This is a genomic window from Halobacteriovorax sp., from assembly GCF_041587335.1.
Classification (GTDB): domain Bacteria; phylum Bdellovibrionota; class Bacteriovoracia; order Bacteriovoracales; family Bacteriovoracaceae; genus Halobacteriovorax.
Map to the genome: position 1 here is coordinate 1 of NZ_JBFGYP010000060.1, position 18,341 is coordinate 18,341.

Annotated in this window: 16 protein-coding genes; 9 read left to right on the forward strand and 7 right to left on the reverse strand. The window is 36.1% G+C overall.

Features of this window, described 5'->3' with window-relative positions:
• From ABX784_RS09800 to ABX784_RS09815, 4 genes are all read left to right on the forward strand, one after another.
• A partial coding sequence (locus ABX784_RS09800; RefSeq protein WP_372654852.1) for an ABC transporter substrate-binding protein occupies positions 1–1,074 on the forward strand: 1,074 nt, incomplete at its 5' end.
• Positions 1,075–1,111: 37 nt separating this feature from the next.
• Entirely contained in the window at positions 1,112–2,152 is a 1,041-nt protein-coding gene (locus ABX784_RS09805; protein WP_372654853.1) for an ABC transporter permease subunit, read from the forward strand.
• On the forward strand, positions 2,149–3,174 hold the full coding sequence (locus tag ABX784_RS09810; protein ID WP_372654854.1) for an ABC transporter permease subunit: 1,026 nt from the start codon (positions 2,149–2,151) through the stop codon (positions 3,172–3,174). Before ABX784_RS09805 ends, ABX784_RS09810 begins: the two co-directional genes overlap by 4 nt.
• A gap of 90 nt (positions 3,175–3,264) precedes the next feature.
• Positions 3,265–5,331: a hypothetical protein gene (locus tag ABX784_RS09815; RefSeq protein WP_372654855.1), complete on the forward strand. Its 2,067-nt coding sequence runs from the start codon at positions 3,265–3,267 to the stop codon at positions 5,329–5,331.
• On the opposite strand, the gene ABX784_RS09820 is transcribed toward ABX784_RS09815, so the two are convergent.
• On the reverse strand, positions 5,328–6,389 hold the full coding sequence (locus tag ABX784_RS09820; protein WP_372654856.1) for a S1C family serine protease: 1,062 nt from the start codon (positions 6,387–6,389) through the stop codon (positions 5,328–5,330). The genes ABX784_RS09815 and ABX784_RS09820 overlap by 4 nt on opposite strands.
• Before the next feature lie 118 nt (positions 6,390–6,507).
• Between ABX784_RS09820 and ABX784_RS09825 the strand changes: the two genes are divergently transcribed.
• Positions 6,508–7,407, forward strand: a complete 900-nt coding sequence (locus ABX784_RS09825; protein ID WP_372654857.1) for a phosphatidylserine decarboxylase — start codon at positions 6,508–6,510, stop codon at positions 7,405–7,407.
• On the opposite strand, the gene ABX784_RS09830 is transcribed toward ABX784_RS09825, so the two are convergent.
• On the reverse strand, positions 7,397–8,167 hold the full coding sequence (locus tag ABX784_RS09830) for an endonuclease/exonuclease/phosphatase family protein (RefSeq protein ID WP_372654858.1): 771 nt from the start codon (positions 8,165–8,167) through the stop codon (positions 7,397–7,399). The genes ABX784_RS09825 and ABX784_RS09830 overlap by 11 nt on opposite strands.
• 126 nt (positions 8,168–8,293) lie before the next feature.
• On the opposite strand from ABX784_RS09830, the gene ABX784_RS09835 reads away from it, so the two are divergent.
• Together ABX784_RS09835 and ABX784_RS09840 are read left to right on the forward strand one after the other, a co-directional pair.
• Positions 8,294–8,632 (forward strand): hypothetical protein, encoded by a 339-nt coding sequence (locus ABX784_RS09835; protein WP_372654859.1) that lies wholly within the window; start codon positions 8,294–8,296, stop codon positions 8,630–8,632.
• Positions 8,633–8,643: 11 nt separating this feature from the next.
• Complete coding sequence (locus tag ABX784_RS09840; protein WP_372654860.1) at positions 8,644–9,117, forward strand: hypothetical protein; 474 nt, start codon at positions 8,644–8,646, stop codon at positions 9,115–9,117.
• Here the strand turns inward: ABX784_RS09840 and ABX784_RS09845 are convergent.
• The 5 genes from ABX784_RS09845 to ABX784_RS09865 form a co-directional block, all read right to left on the reverse strand.
• Positions 9,114–9,758 (reverse strand): hypothetical protein, encoded by a 645-nt coding sequence (locus ABX784_RS09845; protein WP_372654861.1) that lies wholly within the window; start codon positions 9,756–9,758, stop codon positions 9,114–9,116. The two genes, ABX784_RS09840 and ABX784_RS09845, sit on opposite strands and share 4 nt — an antisense overlap.
• Complete coding sequence (locus ABX784_RS09850; RefSeq protein WP_372654862.1) at positions 9,748–10,197, reverse strand: hypothetical protein; 450 nt, start codon at positions 10,195–10,197, stop codon at positions 9,748–9,750. Before ABX784_RS09850 ends, ABX784_RS09845 begins: the two co-directional genes overlap by 11 nt.
• Positions 10,197–13,919, reverse strand: a complete 3,723-nt coding sequence (gene metH / locus ABX784_RS09855; protein WP_372654863.1) for a methionine synthase — start codon at positions 13,917–13,919, stop codon at positions 10,197–10,199. Before metH ends, ABX784_RS09850 begins: the two co-directional genes overlap by 1 nt.
• Positions 13,920–13,927: 8 nt before the next feature.
• Entirely contained in the window at positions 13,928–14,878 is a 951-nt protein-coding gene (locus ABX784_RS09860) for a methylenetetrahydrofolate reductase (protein WP_372654864.1), read from the reverse strand.
• 154 nt (positions 14,879–15,032) lie between these two features.
• Entirely contained in the window at positions 15,033–15,677 is a 645-nt protein-coding gene (locus ABX784_RS09865) for a sensor histidine kinase (RefSeq protein ID WP_372654865.1), read from the reverse strand.
• Between the two features lie 374 nt (positions 15,678–16,051).
• On the opposite strand from ABX784_RS09865, the gene ABX784_RS09870 reads away from it, so the two are divergent.
• Positions 16,052–17,629, forward strand: coding sequence for a bifunctional UDP-sugar hydrolase/5'-nucleotidase (locus ABX784_RS09870; protein WP_372654866.1), 1,578 nt, complete (start codon positions 16,052–16,054; stop codon positions 17,627–17,629).
• A gap of 32 nt (positions 17,630–17,661) precedes the next feature.
• Positions 17,662–18,258, forward strand: a complete 597-nt coding sequence (locus ABX784_RS09875; protein ID WP_372654867.1) for a LysE family translocator — start codon at positions 17,662–17,664, stop codon at positions 18,256–18,258.
• Positions 18,259–18,341: the final 83 nt, after the last annotated feature.

Sequence of the window (18,341 nt, forward strand, 5' to 3'; positions counted from 1 at the left end):
CTTAACAAAACTCTTATTGGAACTGGTCCTTATAAGTTAGATGGATACAGAAGAGGAAAGCACATCACTCTAGTTAGAAACAAGGGTTGGTGGGGAGCTAAAGATACTGCGAGATCTAAAGAGCACAACTTTGGTAGAATCTTAATGAGATTTGTTAAGGATGGTACAGTTGCTATCCAACGTCTTCAAAAAGGTGACTTAGATTTTAACGGTCTATCAGTTGAAGAGTATGAAAGAAAAACTAATGGTCCTCAGTGGGGAAAATCAGTATTTAAAGTTAAGACTCAAAATAAAGCACCTACAGGTTACGGATTCATTGGTTGGAACCTTAACGATAGATTATTTAAGTCAAAAAATGTTCGTGTAGCTCTTTATCACTTACTTGATAGAGAAAAAATGATTGAGAAGTTCCGTTTCGGAATGTCACTTCCTGCGACTGGTCCTCTATACGTTCAGTCAATTTATGCAAACGAAAAAATTAAGCCAATCCTTTATAACCCAAAACTTGCTCTTAAATTATTAAGAAAAGAAGGTTGGGCCGATACAGATAAAGACGGTATCTTAGATAAAATGATTGATGGGCAGAAAGTAAAAATGTCATTTACAATCCTTGAGCCAAATCAAGAATTCGTAAAATATTTAACTATCTATAAAGAAGATGCAAAGAAAGCTGGTGTTGATATCAATGTTAAGTTTGTTGAGTGGAACACATTCATCAAGAAGCTTGATGAGAGATCTTTTGAAGCAGTTAGACTTGCATGGTCTGGTGGTTCAATCGATTGGGATCCAAAGCAAGTTTGGCACTCAAGCTCAGCAACTGCATCAGGATCAAACTTTGTTTCTTACAAGAATCCAAAAGTAGATAAGCTTATTGATGAAGCAAGAGTAGAGCTTGATCAAAATAAGAGAATTGTTCTTTTAAAAGAAGTTTATAAGCAAATTGCGGAAGATGTTCCTTACGCATTTTTCTTTAATGAAAAATACAGATTTTACGGACATTCTGACAGACTAAAGCGTGAGAAAGATACTTACCAATTTGATCTAGGTTTAAATTACTGGTGGATTAAGAAGTAAGTCGAATAATTTTAGTTGAAGCTGATAGGAGTTAGAGTTGTTTAATTATATCTTAAGAAGAATACTACTAATGATCCCTGTTTTAATAGGGATCACTGTGGTTACATTTGCAATTATCAATGTTGCACCAGGTTCACCTATAGAACAAAAAATCCAACAAATGCGTTTTGGTGGAGTAGGTGCTGACGGCGGTGGAAATGCTGGAATGAGTAATTCTAGTAAAGACAGTGCCATCAGTGAAGAAGTTCTAGAGGCCCTTAAAAAGCAGTATGGTTTTGATAAACCAGTTCACGTTAGATACTGGATTTGGTTAACAAATATTGCCAAATTAGACTTCGGTGAGTCGTTTACTTACGAAGAGCCTGTCCTAGACGTAGTCTCAAGTAAGTTCCCAGTTTCTCTTCAGTTTGGTGTTGTTTCATTACTGCTGTCTTATCTCATTTGTATTCCTCTTGGGGTTATTAAAGCGATCAAGAACGGTACTAAGTTTGACATGATTTCAAGTGTTGTTCTTTCGGGGATGTATTCAATTCCAGGTTTCATGTTAGGTATTATCTTAATTGTATTTCTAGCCGGTGGGGCATTCTTTGAGTGGTTTCCTGTTGGAGAGTTATACTCAGATGAGTACTACGATATGAACCTTTGGGAAAAAATTGTAGATAGAACACATCACTTTATTCTACCTCTTATCTCTTACATGATTAGTCAGTTTACTGTTCTAACTCTTCTAATGAAGAACTCTTTAATTGAAGAAATTAAAAAAGATTACGTAAGAACAGCAAGAGCAAAAGGTTTAAGTGAAAAAGTCGTTTACCTAAAGCATGCATTAAGAAATGCACTAATTCCTATTGTTACAGGGATTGGATCTTTTCTAGCAGTATTCTTTGCTGGTTCACTTCTAATTGAAACAATTTTCCAACTTGATGGTATGGGTCTACTTGGTTACCAATCTCTTCTTGAGAGAGATTATAATGTGATTATGGGACTTGTATTTATTCAGTCTCTTATAATGTTAGTTGGTAACTTAATAAGTGACCTTTGTTATGTTCTAGTTGATCCAAGGATAGATTTCTCATGATAGAAAGTCGTATAAAAAATGAACTTACTCTAAAAAGATGGAAGCGCTTTAAGAGAAATAAGCCTGCTGTATTTGCAGCTATAGTATTTACTATTTGTTTATTGTTAACGTTTGCAGCTCCATTAATTGCGAATAGTAGACCTCTATATTTAAACTATAAGGGAACAACTTATTTTCCTGTTCTTAAGCAATACCACCCAACTGAGTTTGGAATTAAGACAACACTTATAATGAATTATAGAACATTAAAGTTATCAGAAGATGATTCAGTTCTATGGCCAATTATTAAGTGGAACCCAAATGAAAGTAACTCTGAAGTAGATTATTATCCTGCTCCTCCTACTGCTGATAACCTAATGGGGACAGATGATAGAGGGCGTGATGTATTCACTAGAGTTCTTTATGGATTTAAGTACAGTATTGTTTACGCAGTCGCTGTTTGGTTTATAACGTTCTTGATGGGTGTTGTTGTTGGTGGAGTTAGTGGTTTCTTTGGTGGTAAGGTTGATATACTTACTCAAAGAGCAATTGAGGTACTTAGTACTGTTCCACAATTTTTCTTACTTATTATTCTAATTGATATCTTTAGTCCTTCTCTTGGAATGCTAATTATCATCTCATGTTTATTTTCATGGATTCCAATTAGTTACTATGTAAGAGGAGAGTTTCTTAAGAATAGAAAGAAAGAATTTGTTGAAGCAGCAAGGGGAATGGGCTCTAAAGATGGAAGAATTATCTTTAAGCATATTTTACCAAACTCGCTGTCGCCAATAATTACTTTTACTCCGTTTGCGATTTCAGGTCACATCATGGGACTAGCTTCTCTTGATTATCTTGGTTTTGGTCTTCCTGTTCCAACTCCTTCTTGGGGAGAGCTTTTAGCTCAGGCGCAGAAGAACTTTACAATCGCTTGGTGGTTAGCTGTTTATCCTGGTCTAGCACTAGCGATTACACTCTTCCTTCTAGTTCTAGTTGGAGATGGTGTTAGGGATGCAATGGACCCGAAGTTATCAGAAAATTAATTAATTCAATATCTTAAGGGCCTTTTTGGGGCCCTTTTTTTTTGCTAAATAGCCCTTCATTTTATTCTCGTTCCTCCCGATAAGCCTAGAGTGAGAGTTTATTTATTTTCGATTTTACTATTTATTTTATCCTTTGGTGCAAGTGCAAATTCTTGTGAGGAAAGAGTATTAAGAAAATACAATGCTGACTTTCACTCCTTTTTAGAGAATAAGTTTAAAGAAAATTCTAATTTAGAGCTCTTTAAGACAATTGGCTTTCTTGGGAAATCAACTCCTGAGGGATATAAGATGGTATTAAATCTGGGCCTTAAAGGTCTTGCCAGTGAAGAGTCTCTACAGTCTTTTGAGAATTCTGTTAGAGAGTTTGTAAAGTCTAAGGCCAGATATGGATCAGACTTTCAGGTTGAAAATGATCACTTATCTTTCTATCCAAAAGAAGAAGACCTTCCATGTATTGATAAAGAATTATTTTTAGATGGAGTAAGTGCTACTTGCTCTATTGATGAGGTTAATTTCAATGATGGACGAATTGGAGAGTTAAAGACTTTTCTTGATGGGATCTTTGAGAATGTAGCTCAGTTGGAGTTAGTTGAACTCGAGCCAAATACTTATTCTCTCAAGAAGAATATTGAAGTTCTAATAGACGATGAGTTAGTTAGGGGAAAAGAAGTAGACTTAAGTGTCTCTGGTGGCGTTTGTGATATGGGGAGTTCTTTAAAAAAGAAGTTTTCGTGTACTATTGTCGGCGGAGAGAGCATGACTGTAAAGCTTAAAGTCGGTGATTTAACAGATGAGCTATCTCTAAAAATTAATCAAGGAATGACTTATAAGCTAACTGAAGTTGAAGATAGTAAGAATAAGTTTCAAGTTTTAAAGTCTTCGTTAAATAGGCCTGTAGAAGTACTGCCGGGGAGCTCTTTTGAAGTTCTTTCTGATAAATGTTCCGTGCAAGATAGCACAATAGAATGTCGAACTGATGGAGTGAATTCATATGTCTTACAGGTTGTTCCAGAGCAAAAAAATAGTAAGACACTCTTTGCTGATATTTTTCCAGATAATGGATTTGAGTTAAAAGTTAAAACAGATAATAGTGCTCAATATAAGATTATATCAGCTCATGTTTATGTTCTAGGACGTGAAAATGGTGATGAACTTAAGAAGGTGAGCTTTTCTGAAAATGAAAATTGTAGCTATATATCAACTGAGCGAAAAATACTAAAGTGTAAGAAGATTATAACTCCTTACTCTTTAAGTGCCATTTACTCTGGCCCAGAAACAGTTGAGAGAAGTATAGATATTGGAACTTTTGAAAAGTTCACTTTAAAGCTTGAGTCTGGAGATATGAACTCTCTAAGTCAAGTGGATAAGGTTACGATTCTTGGTGATGGAGGAGTTATATCTCCATCGACATATAAGGATCTAGGGCTCTCTATAAAAGTTAAGAACAACTCTAGTTCTGAAGTTAAATATTCTGTAGAAGACACAAGCTTAACTTCTAAAAGAGAGGATGAAGCTTATGGGGTTGAATTAGAACTACTCCATAACTCTAAAGTAGCTGATTCTAAAAAAGTTCAAGTGAAGAAGTATGTAGCGGGAGATAATTACTTCTTTGATATCATTAAAAAGAATAGACAGTGCCACTTTAAATTAATGAAATTTGAAAATGAATCTGACTTTAAGTCTATTGGACAAGTGGATTATTTAAAAAACTTAATGGATATCAAAGTTGATGCTAGACGTGGAAGATGCTCTAGTGTTCAAAAAGCAAAAGATTCTATACAGATCTTTTGCTCTCTTTCTAAAGATAAACTAAGAGAAGAAGTTACTGTGAAATTAACAAGTAACGGAACTCCAATTAGAACAGTTCGCTGTATGCTATTTAATGATGATTACTATGAGGAAGATGAAGAAGAGGATGATAGACAAATATCATCCTCTGGAAGTAGCTCTTTTTTCTCAAAAGAGATGACCGAGTCTTTAACTAGTGCGATTCCTGGACTTATGAGCTCTAGATATCAAACTCAACAACCAACTTTTTATAATCCATTAATGTATGGAAATTATGGCTATAGTCCTTACTTTTCTTATACCCCAGGCTATTATCAATCCACGGGACTGTGGAATACTATGCCAATGTTTGATCCAGCAACTTATTAGTCATCGTTAATTGGAATCAGCTTAATTTCTTTTGTAATGATTTTTCCATCTCTAAGTACATCGGCCTTCACTATGTCACCAACATTATATTTCTCAAGAACATGGTAGATATCATCAATAGTATCAACATTTTTCTTATCAATTGAGAGAATGATATCTCCGGAGTAGTGTCTTCCAAATTGGTCTCTTGTAAATCCTTGTACGCCAGCTTTTCCTGCCCCTCCATTAGGGTCAACATAGAGAACAACAATTCCTTTTTTGATTCCAAGTCTAGCTTTTTGATACTCACTTGCTGGACCAATGCCAATTCCTGGACGAGTCACTTTTCCATTCTTTATTAAATCTGGCACAACTCTTTTTATAATTGCCACAGGCACAGCAAAACCAATACCTGCACTAGATCCAGACTTACTATAGATAACAGTATTCATACCTATTAGTTCACCTTTTGAGTTTAGAAGAGGTCCACCAGAATTACCCGGATTAATAGAAGCATCTGTTTGAATCATTCCATAAATTTTTACATTTCCAATTCCCATGATCTTTCTTTCAAGGGCAGAGATAATACCGCTGGTGATTGTGTGATCTAATCCAAATGGGTTACCAATCGCCATCGTTTTTTGACCTACTTTTAAGATTTTTGATTCTCCAACTTTTATAGGATAGAGATTTTTAGGTCTTTCGATGAGCTTTAGAACTGCGACATCTTTATTGCTGACTTTTCCAACTAGTTCGGCCTTATATTGCTTCTTATCTCCATGAAAAGTAATGAGAAAACTATCTCCACCCTCAATGACATGGAAGTTGGTAATGATATGACCTGAGTTGTCCCATACAAAACCTGTCCCAGCTCCAACTGGTATATCTGTAGCATCGTAATCAAAGTAGCTTCTTCTGGCCTTTTTGATATTAGTTACGTTGACAACACTTTTTACTGTATTTTCAAAAACTGAGACTGTGTTCTTCTCATCTTCTAGGAGAAGGCTTGTTTCTGATGCATTTAGTGTGTGAGAAAGTGATAAAAATAAAATTAAAATAACAGCTTTAATACTTTTCAAAATTATACTCCATGTCTTTTACTTTAGTTGCTCGACTTCCTTTATATAGATATAATGAATTTCAATTCTAACAGCAAGAAAGCTTTGCGTAAAAAAATTGTCAACTTGGAGAAAAGTCTTGGAAATTCAATACTTTAATAGAGGAACTCAGAACGTAGAGGTAGAGAAAGTCTACGGAGATGGGGGCGTTAAATGGCTCTATCAATCAGCTCTAGGTCGATTTTTATCAGGTCTGCTGGTTAAAGCTCCAATTAGTGTCATTTATGGAGAATTGCAGAGCTTAGCAATCAGTAGATTTAAAGTTCCAGGCTTTATAAAGAACTTTGATATCAATATGTCAGAATTTGTTGCTGAAGAGGGAAGAAATGAGCTCGATCCTTATTCAAGCTTTAATGCTTTCTTTATTAGGGCCTTTAAAAAGGGTGCCAGAAAAATAATCTCTGATAAAAATAGAATGCCCGCTTTTAGTGAGGCGAGATATTACGGTTATGAGAGTATATCTGATGATAAGTTAATTCCTGTTAAGGGAAAGTTTTTAAATGCTAAAGAGCTATTAGCTAATTCTAAGTGGGAAGATACTTTTAATGATGGACCTCTGCTTTTAGCGAGGCTTTGTCCTGTGGATTATCATAGGTATCACTTCCCAGATTCAGGTAAGGTGTTAGACCATTACAAAGTTGGTGGTCTATATCATTCAGTGAATCCAATCGCACTTAGAGAGAAGCAAGATATATTCTCAACTAATGTTAGAGAAGTCACAATTATGGAGACTGAGAACTTTGGTAAGCTTGCCTATGTTGAAGTTGGTGCAATTTGTGTTGGAAAGATTGTACAGAGTACAGACCTTACAACTTTTAAGCGAGGCGAAGAGAAGGGGTACTTTCTCTTTGGAGGCTCAACAGTCATCGTAATTGGAGAAAAGGGGAAGTGGGCACCAAGTGAAGATATTATTAATTATACTTCTAAAGGTATGGAAACTTATATTCAACTTGGTGATGAAGTTGGAGTTAGTAAGTAAAGCTCGCAAAAACTGGGTAATGATCTGAGGGATAAATCTCTCCCTCATGGTCTTTTACTATTTGAATCGTTTTTACGCTAAAGCTCTTATCGACAAGTATCCAATCTATTCGACTTCCATCGATATTTTTACCATCAAATTTATGAAAACTAGTTTCCTCTGCTCGACCTAAGTGTTGCCAAGGATCGTAGAGTTCTTGCCAGTCTTTTTCTATGACTTCACGTACACTCTCTGATGGGGATTCATTGAAGTCTCCAGTTAGAACGACTGGTAGATTTAGTGAATTCTTCTTTGTGATTTCATTTATAAGAACTTGTATTTGTTCTTTTCTCGTTGTTCCAAGAACATGATCTAAGTGTGTATTTACATAGAAGAAGTCTTTTCCAGTTTCAATCACTCTGGCTTGAATCCAAGTACAAAGTCTTGGAAAGGCAGATTCAAATGATTTAGATCCCGCAGCGAAGGGAGTCTCACTTAGCCAGATATCACCACTATCAATGACATCTATAGTTTTTGGATTAACAAATATACAAGGGTACATTCTCTCATCAATCCACTCTCTATTTAGGTCAATTAATTTATGTGCTGAGAGTAAGCTCTCTAGGTCTTTGAGTTGCGGCTCTCTTCCTTCTTGAGTTCCAATAATATCGGGAGAGAACTTATTGAGAAGTCCTGTTAGAAGTTCTTTTCTTCCCGCCCAATCATTTGGTTTATCTGCAGGATTATCAAATCGAATATTTGTGCTCGCTACTTTTAACATTTGGAACCTAGTGTTTCTAAATTAGAACATTAGTTTAAAGGTTATTGAAAAATCAGCACTTTAGCAAATACAAAAGTTGGCCCAAAGCTTGCTTTAGAGGGGGGAAGACTTCAACGGGGAGAGAAGATGAAAGATTATGAGGAAATACAAAGACATACACTTCATGAGTATATGTCTCTTTTTAAGAGGCCTACAATTGTTAACCTTGCAATGGATTCAAAAATTCAAAAAACAAGGTTTTTTAGACTTATCAATGGAGCAGATATGCGCTTGTCTGAGTACTTTATTCTTAAGGGGAGAATTAGATCTCTTGCGAAGTCTGGAGATGGGTTAGAAGGACTTGGATGGGAGTGTGAGCAGTTATTAAATCCAACTGAGGTTTATGAGCTCTCTAGAGAGATGAGTAGAAAAATTAGGCAAAAGAAACTGCAAAAGACAGTTAAAGAATTTTCAACAGCGGCATAGGGAGAAGATGTATGGACTTATTACTTTCACAGAGAATCGTATTAGAGGCAATTTCAAATAAGGCGGATACTATTGAAAAGATAGTTAAATCTACCGGACTTTCAAAGTCTATGATTAACAATATAATTCCAGAGTTCTTACTCTTAAATATTATTAAATATAAAGAGGGAAGCTACGTTCTAGATAGAGAGACTAATCCAAAGTGGATTCAAGAAATTAGTAAGGTTGAAAATGTTAAAATGGAGATTAAAGAGATGTTAAGCTCCAGTGTTGATCTCATGAATAAGGGAGCTGTTGTTAATCTTAGAAAGATTTACTTGAGTGAGTTTGAAGAAAAGCTGTTAAAGATTGAGCTCGCCCGAGTAGAGAAGTTAATTGTTGATCTCCAGAAAAACTCGGGAGTTAATAAAGATGTGAAGGATATGAAGGTTGTTTATTGGGGATATTCTGGATACGGAGATATTCTAAATAATAAGGTCTCTTAGCTGTGTGAGATGATAATCTCTCTTTGGACTTCTCTTAGTTGTTCGAGGATATTTTCTACCTCTTGTATTGAAAAGTTAGAGAGTCCGCAGGCCGGAGAAATCCAACAGTTCATGACATACTTTCTAAGTAGTGGTCTCCAGCGGTCATAATTACTGCAGATTCCATGTTTTTCATCACTAGTGTTGATTACCCCAACGACAGGGGTAATTCCTCTTTCTATCAATGCTGGTAAAAAGGTTTCAGGATTTGAGATTAACTGTGCATCAAAAGAGAGATGAGAGATATTGAGACCATCTATTTCTTGAATCGTTATATTGTTACAGCAGTGAAGTCCATACTTTATATTAGTTTTATTAAAGGCTTTAGCAGGATCGTCAATGAAGTGAACTTGATTATGATTAATCGAAGAGTTTATATCTAGAAAGGATTGAGTCTTATAAAGAGGTATTTCTTTTACTCTTTCTATAAAACTTGAAAAACATAAGAAGTTATTAATGGATGAGATTTTAGTTGAATCTTCAAGCTTTGTTAACTCAGGCAAGAAGGGGATATCAAACTTAAGAGAGAATCTAATCGCCTCTTCAATATCTTCAAAGGGAAGACTACCTATTCCTGTTATTGGGAGGAGCTTAGCCTTCATAGCCATAAGTTTCTAGCATATCTTTTAAAAGATGCTTTAAGTTATGTTTGATGTTTTTATTTTCTGGAGATTCTGTGCAGCAGCTCAAGTATCCAAGAAGTGTCGGCCAGGGAGTTGTTCTTTTATTTTCATCGAGCCAATGAGAAAAGAATTCAATCGCCTCTATCCACTGAGAAAGAGAGTAGGGAGACTCATCAACAGAATTAAAAAAGCACTCAACTCCTTGATGCCCATTAGGATTAGTTCTAGTGAATCGGTAGATAAGCTTGATGACTGTATTAAAAGAAATAGGATCAGCACTACCCATTGCAATTTTTATGAGCTCATCATCACTCATATCTCTTGTGTGGATAGTATTTCTCGCACTCTCTATGCTCTTTGACCATAGATCTTTATTGGAATCCTTTGAACTTATAACTACTTCTAACACTTTTTTCACTAATCCTCTGGAGTATAACCTAAGTTTGGAGCCAGCCATCTTTCAACTTTTGAAACTTCCATATCCTTTCTTTGTGAGTATTCTAGAACTTGATCCTTAGCAATTGGTCCAAGAGTAAAATATTTAGAACCAGGGTGGCAGAAGTATTGTCCTGAAACAGATGATGGAGGATTCATGGCACAGTTCTCTGTTAGACTGACTCCAATTTCTTTCTCAGCATCTAGTAAGCTCCACATGATTGGCTTTTCAGTATGATCAGGACAAGAAGGATATCCAGGAGCTGGTCTAATACTTCTATACTTCTCTTTTATGAGGTCTTCATTAGTAAAATTCTCTTCTTTTCCAAATCCAAACTCATCACGAATTACTTTGTGCATATATTCGGCCATGGCCTCAGCTAATCTATCACCAATGGCCTTAACCATAATTGAGTTATAATCATCACCTCGGTCTTGGTAGATTTTAGCAAACTCTTCAACTTCATAACCCATTGTCACTACAAAGTTTCCTAGGTAATCAACTCTATTAGATTCTTTAGGTGCAATAAAGTCTGAAAGACATAGGTGTGGGTTATGTTCAGACTTTTCTTTTTGTTGTCTTAAGTAGTGAAATGTTTCTAAAACCTTTCCATTTTCATCATAGACTTCGACATCATCTCCAACAGCATTTGCTTTATGGATTGAGATAATTGCTTTTGGAGAAAACTTTTTTTCAGCAATAACTTTATTTAAAATATCTTTAGCATCTTTAAATAGAGCAGTTGCTTGTTCTCCATATTTTTCATTATTTAAAATTTTTGGATAAGTACCTTTAAGTTGCCATGTCCAAAAAAGAGGTGACCAGTCAATGTAGGGAACTAGCTCTTCTATTGAAATATCTTCGTACTTCTTGATTCCTGTAAAAGATGGAGTTGCAATCTCTTGCTTTTCCCAATCACATACAAACTTCCACTCTCTAGATTGATTAATATCTACTAGCTTTGTTTTATCTGCTTTTCCAAGTTCAAATCTATCTTTTAATTTAGCCTGATGCTCTTTTAAGTCTTTAGTGTATTGTTCAACAGTCTCTGGGTTTAAAAGCTTAGAGCATATCTCTACAACGAGTGAAGCATCTCCAACTTGAGCCACTGGACCAGAGTAGTGTGGGGCTATTTTTATAGCGTTGTGGGCCTTACTTGTTGTTGCTCCACCAATCATCACTGGGCAAGTGAAACCAAGTCTTTCAAATTCTTTTACGTTATGAATCATCTCATCAAGAGAAGGAGTAATAAGTCCACTCATTCCTATGATGCTGGCATCGTGCTCTTTTGCTTTCTTTATAATATCTTCACAGCTAACCATTACACCAAGGTCAACAACTTCATAACCATTACAGGCAAGAACAACAGAGACAATATTTTTTCCAATATCGTGCACATCACCCTTCACTGTAGCAATGACAAAGACTCCTTGCTTTCTAGCGTTCTTATTATTTCTTCTTTCCTCTTCCATAAATGGCTCAAGGTAAGCAACTGCCGCCTTCATCACTCGGGCCGACTTTACGACTTGAGGAAGAAACATCTTTCCTGAACCAAAGAGTTCTCCAACAACCTTCATTGCTTCCATTAATGGACCTTCAATGACGTTTAGAGGAGCACCAAGTTCTGATCTTGCTTCTTCTGTATCTTCTTCAATATGAGTTGCGATTCCCTTTACTAGGGCGTGGGTCATTCTCTCTTGAAGAGTTCCATGTCTCCACTTATCGTCTTTTACATCTTTCTTTTTTCCAGTACCTTTTATTTTCTCAGCATGATCAACTAATCTCTCAGTTGCTTCCGGTGATCTATTTAAGAGAACATCTTCCACAAGCTCTAATAGAGTAGGCTCAATATCTTGATAAACTCCAAGCATTCCAGCGTTAACAATTCCCATATCGAGACCTGCTTTAATTGCATGGTAGAGAAATGATGAGTGAATAGCTTCTCTTACAAGGTTATTTCCTCTAAAAGAAAAAGATACATTTGAAACTCCGCCACTTGTCAGTACTCCTGGACAAGTCGCTTTTATCTCTCGCACGGCCTCAATGAAGTCTACAGCGTAATTATTGTGCTCATCAATTCCTGTGGCAACAGTCAGAATATTAGGATCAAAAATAATATCTCTAGGATCAAAGTCTACGACTTCTGTCAGAATTTTATAGGCCCTTTGACAAATTCTTACCTTGTCGGCCTTATCTGCGGCCTGTCCCTTTTCATCGAATGCCATCACTACTGTAGCGGCTCCGTAGGATTTGATAAGTCTAGCGTGCTCTATGAACTTTTCTTCACCTTCTTTTAAAGAGATCGAATTCACTATCCCTTTACCTTGCATGCACTTTAATCCCTCTTCGATGACTTCCCACTTAGAGCTATCAATCATTATTGGAATTTTACAAATCTCTGGCTCAGAGGCAACTAGGTTCATAAACTTAATCATGCAGGCCTTAGAGTCTAAGAGCCCTTCATCAAAGTTTATATCTATAATGTTGGCGCCATTTTCAACCTGCTGTCTAGCAACTTCTAGGGCAGTATCAAAATCACCATTTTTTATCAATTTAGCAAAACGAGGAGAGCCCGTAACATTTGTTCTCTCTCCAACCATGTAGAATGGACGAGTCTCATCTTCTCTATCTATATATAAAGGCTCTAACCCAGAGAGGTTCATTACTTTTTTTAGAGTTGGCTTTACTCTTGGAGCTTTATATTCTAACTGGCTTCTAATCGCTTGAATATGACCTGGCGTTGTTCCACAACATCCGCCAACGAGATTTAAGAATCCAGAATCGGCATAATCTTCAAGAAATGTTGCAGTATCTACAGGGAGCTCATCATAGCCAGTATCACTTAGTGGATTAGGAAGTCCTGCATTTGGATAACAACTTGTATAGCAATCGGCAATTTGAGAGAGCCTGTCCATATAAGGTCTCATCTCTTTTGCTCCAAGAGCACAATTTATTCCCACACTAATAGGGTTGGCGTGACGAACAGAGTTCCAAAAGGCCTCGATTGTCTGTCCAGATAGAGTTCTTCCTGAAGCATCAGTAATTGTCACAGAAAGCATAACGGGAACTCTGTAGTCGAGCTCATCGAATAATTTATTAATCGCAAATATTGCACATTTAATATTTAAAGTATCAAAAGTCGTCTCTGGAAGTAGAATATCAGCTCCACCCTCAAGAAGACCTTTTGCTTGTTGGTAGTAATTTTCTACTAGTTCATCAAAAGTAACCGCTCTATAGGCAGGGTTATTTACATCTGGTGACATTGAGGCGGTTTTATTTGTAGGCCCTAGTGCTCCAGCGACAAAACACTTTCTTGAAGGATCTTCCTTCATCATCTTTTCGCAGGCCTTTTTGGCAATCCTAGCTGATTCAACATTTATTTCATATGCGTAGTCTTCTAGGTGATAGTCTGCTTGTCCAATTCTTGTCGCACTGAAAGTATTGGTTTCAATAATATCTGATCCGGCCTTAAGGTACTTGTAGTGAACTTCTTCAATAACATCTGGTCTCGTAAGGGAGAGTAGGTCGTTATTACCTTTTAGTGATGAAGGGTGATCTTTAAAACGCTCATCTCTAAAATCTTCTTCAGTGAGCTTATACTGTTGAATCATTGTTCCCATGGCACCATCCATGAAAACGATTCTCTTTTCTAAAAGTTCAGTTAAGTCATTACCAGACTGCTTAAAAGGTTTTATATTAGACACTTCTTCTCCTACCTAAAACTCTTAACGACTTCTATTACTGATTTTGTATCGTTCATAATATAGAAATGTAAACACGGAGCACCAAACTCAGCGAGTCCCTGGCATTGCTTCTTTGCCCACTCTAGACCGATATCTTTAACATGTTCTTGATTGTCCATAATCTCGTCTACAAACTCATTTGGAAAATCAACGTAGAAATGTTTAGGGATTGAAGAGAGTTGATTAACATTTTTAATGATCTTAATTCCTGGAATAATTGGAACCGTAATTCCAGCGTCTCTACACTCTTTTACAAAACTAAAATACTTTTCATTATCAAAAAACATTTGAGTTGTAATATATTCTGCTCCAGCATCAACTTTTGCCTTAAGCATTTTGATGTCAAAGTTCATGTTTGGGGCCTCAAAGTGTTTTTCAGGATATCCCGCAACTCCTGTACAGAAGTCTAGTGGTCTAGCTCCTGAGATATCAGAAACATATTCACCTTTTTTTATTCCATTGATTTGTTTAACGAGATCAATGGCATATTTATTTGTGTGGCGACCAGTGTCTATTTTCTTATTATAATTTGGAGCATCACCTCTAAGAGCAAGAACATTGTGAATACCTAGGAAGTTAAGCTCTATAAGAGCATCTTCAGTCTCTTCTTTAGTAAATCCTAGAGAGAGAAGGTGAACACAAGTATCAATATTAAATCTATTTTGAATAATTCCACAGATTCCAATTGTTCCTGGTCTCTTTTTAAAGACCTTTCTTTCAATAGAGCCATCAGACTTTTCATTGTAAAATGCTCCCGCCGCATGACTTGTGACATCAATCCATGGTGGGTTATATGGTTGCAGCGCTTCAACTATATCTATTATATCCTGAACTGAGCGACCTCTTGGAGGAGGTACAATCTCGTAGCTACAAAGTAATTCTTTATTGTGGGCCCTATCTAAATGTTCAATGATTTTCATTTTACGAATACCTGTGACGTTAAAGTAAATTAAGTATTCATTGTATCGGCAATAGGTAGTTTTTAATAGGTATTAATTGAAAAAAATATAAGATGCGGCCCAAGAGAAAAGAAAGAGAATTTTCATCTTGGGCCTTTAGTGGTGGGCTAGTTGATTAAGCGCATAAGGCTTTGATTGAGGGATTTATAGGAATAACCAAGGACACTTTCGTTCCAAGGTTAAAAACTGAGTTTATCTTTAAGTTGCCTCTCCACTTACTAATAACTTTTTTAGCGTGATAGAGACCAAGACCAGTAGAGTTCTTAGAGCTAAAACCAAGATCTAATACTCTAGAGACATCGCTAGCTGCTATGCCATGACCATTATCAATGATTGATACAATGAGTTTGTTATTTTTAAGATGACCTTTAATTCTTATAAAACCATTTTCTGAGATTGCTCCTACTGAGTTATTTATGATATTTGAGATAACTCTCTTAAACTCTGAGGGCTGAATATGACAGATTGAGTTCATAGCGCTTGTAGAAAATGAAAACTTATAAGAGATAGACTTATCTTTAAACTCAACTTTCTTCTCTTCTAAAACTTGCTCTATTAGGTGGTATGGAGAGCTATTCACTTGTTCTTCTTTTGATTCAAGAGTTGCTACCATTTTCTCCATTCTCTTTAGTGCCATTGATAGCACTTTCTTATCGCAATCATTCCATGATTCATTCATTTCAATCATAGTTTTTAGAACAGATAGTGGTGAAGCTATGTCGTGTTTGAATTGTTTAATGTGTAAGCTGTTTGATTGCATGTTCTCTCTCCAGATCATTTTTATTTTCTTTCTGAAGCTATATTTAGAAGAGCAGGGAGCATTATTCAATAGAATTACTCGGTGGGCCAAAGGCTTCCTGTCACGGTGGGACGCATCCTATGGTGGGATACGCAAGTTGGTGTTTTTATATTTTAATCGCTCTCTTTATCCTATGATGGGTGGGATGGTGCTGTTTGATAGTCTATATTTATTTCATAGATCTCCCAGAGTGGGAGATTGAAGGATATCCGAGAGTTTTACTCTGTCGTTTATAGGAAAATTGATCCGTTTCTAAGTTATTGAAAGTCTAAAGCTCCAGTATCTTAGAGCAATGCCGATTGGAAGATATAAAACATTTATCTAAGAGGCTAAATATGACCACTAAACTTTTATTAGTTCTTCTGGCTACCGCGCTATCTTTTTCTGCTGCTGCGACTAAGATTCAAATCCTTCATACTAATGATCTTCATTCTCATTTAGACCACACTGACCACTTAGAGGGACAGGGAGGATACGCTAGATTAAAGACCTTGATAGATTTTGAAAAAAGAAAAGCTAATGATAGAGGAATGTTTAACCTGACGATGGATGCGGGAGATTTTCTTGAAGGAAATATCTATTACCTTGCAGACAAAGGTAGAAAAGTATTTGAGTTACATGAAATGATTGGCTTTGATGTGGTGACTATAGGAAATCATGATTACCTTATGGGAACTGATGATCTAGACGCAATACTAGGGGATGTAAAACCAAGCTTTGCATTTCTAGGAGCAAATCTTTTTACCGCCGATAGATTTCAAAATATTCAAGAGCAATTAAAACCCTATACTGAATTTGAGTATGACGGAGTAAAGATTGGCGTACTGGGACTAACCACAAATGATATTCTTTATAAGTGGCGTATCAATGAAGGTGGAATTAAGAATGAATATGATACTTGTAAGAAATATGCAAAAGAATTAAGAGAGAGAGGTAATGATATTATTATTGCTCTAACTCATATGGGACTAAGTAAAGATAAGAAGCTGGCTAAGAGATGCCCTGAAGTGGATGCCATTGTTGGAGGACACTCTCACCATACTCTTGAAGAAGTTTTATACGTAGAAAATAAATTAGATAAGAGAGTTCCAATTGTTCAGACTGGATACCATGGAAGATTTCTTGGAAAGTTAAATCTAAATTATGATAACGAAACTGGGAAGGTAAGCGTTGACGCTTATGAGCTACTGCCAGTTGTTGGTGAAGAAGATCCAGCAATTCTCGCAAAAATTGAAGAGGCCAACGAAGATCTCTACGATGATTACGGACAAGATTGGCTCAATGAAGTTGTAGGTGAGAGTAGATTAAATTCTCCTTTAGAGGGTGGTAATAAGCATATATGGGGTCATTTTATAAATGATTCAATGAGAGAAGAAGTTAATACAGACTTCTCAATCCATGTAGAACCCCTATCTGGACTCAATTATCCAACAAATGGAGATGTGACTAGAAGAGATCTTTACAATGGAAATCCTAGATCATTCGAATTTGATAGAAAGTTTGGCTACAATATTTATACGGCAGATGTCAGTGGTGGAGTGATTAAAACACTTTTTAAAATCGTTATGAAAGCAGGTCTTCCTCTCTACGTTTCAGGAATTACTTTTGATATTAAGAGAGAAACTAAGAATGGATATGCTATAGAAAATATAAGATTTAAAGGTGAAAAAGTAGAAACTTTTAGAAACTACTCAGTAAGCTTTACTGAGGGGATTGTTAGAGGAGGTTATTCCATGAGTAAGCTCTCAAAAATAATTCTAAAAAATGGACAAGACACAAATATCTCCATGTGGGAAACTATGGAAAATAATTTTCAAAGAATAAAGTTCTTAGATGAGAATTATCTCGATGACTATGGACAAAAGTCTAATGGTGAAAAAATTGAGAGATCATTTGTCCCAGGAGTATACTAATTAATTTAGAAGTATTACTTAGTGTTGGAGGAATTCATCTTCTAGCACTTCTCTCTCCTGGACCAGACTTTTTTATCATCACTAGAAATTCTCTAAGCTACTCTAGAAGAATTGGAATCTATACAGCACTAGGTCTAGGGATTGGTATTCTCTTTCATGTGGCCTATAGCTTGGCGGGATTAGGGATTATTCTAAAGCATAATCAAGACCTCTATAGAGCAATTCAATACTTTGGTGGAGCCTACCTAGGCTATATTGGGATCATGACTATTTGGTCTACATTTAATCAAGACTACAATGATCTAAATTTATCTAATATTCACGAAAAAAAAGAAATTACTCTATCAAAAGCTCTTAAAATGGGGGCCCTCACAAATATTCTAAACCCTAAGGCCGGAATTTACTTTATAAGTATATTCACGCAATTTATTGGTGGGCAAACAAGCTCTCTGACAAAGTTTGTCCTAGCTACTGAGGTCACTCTATTAACAGTCTTATACTTTATCTTTGTCGCGGTTGGGATTTCTCATAAATATATTAGAGAGATTTATTCTAGATCTAGAAAGATCTCTGAGAGAATCCTAGGGCTTGTTCTTATCGCCCTAGGTATTAAGATTATCTTTTTCTAATCGTTCTTCTCTTCAATTTTCTTCACTATAGTCCAGTTCATTGTCGCTAAAAATAGAGAGATCACTGGTGATAAAATATTAAA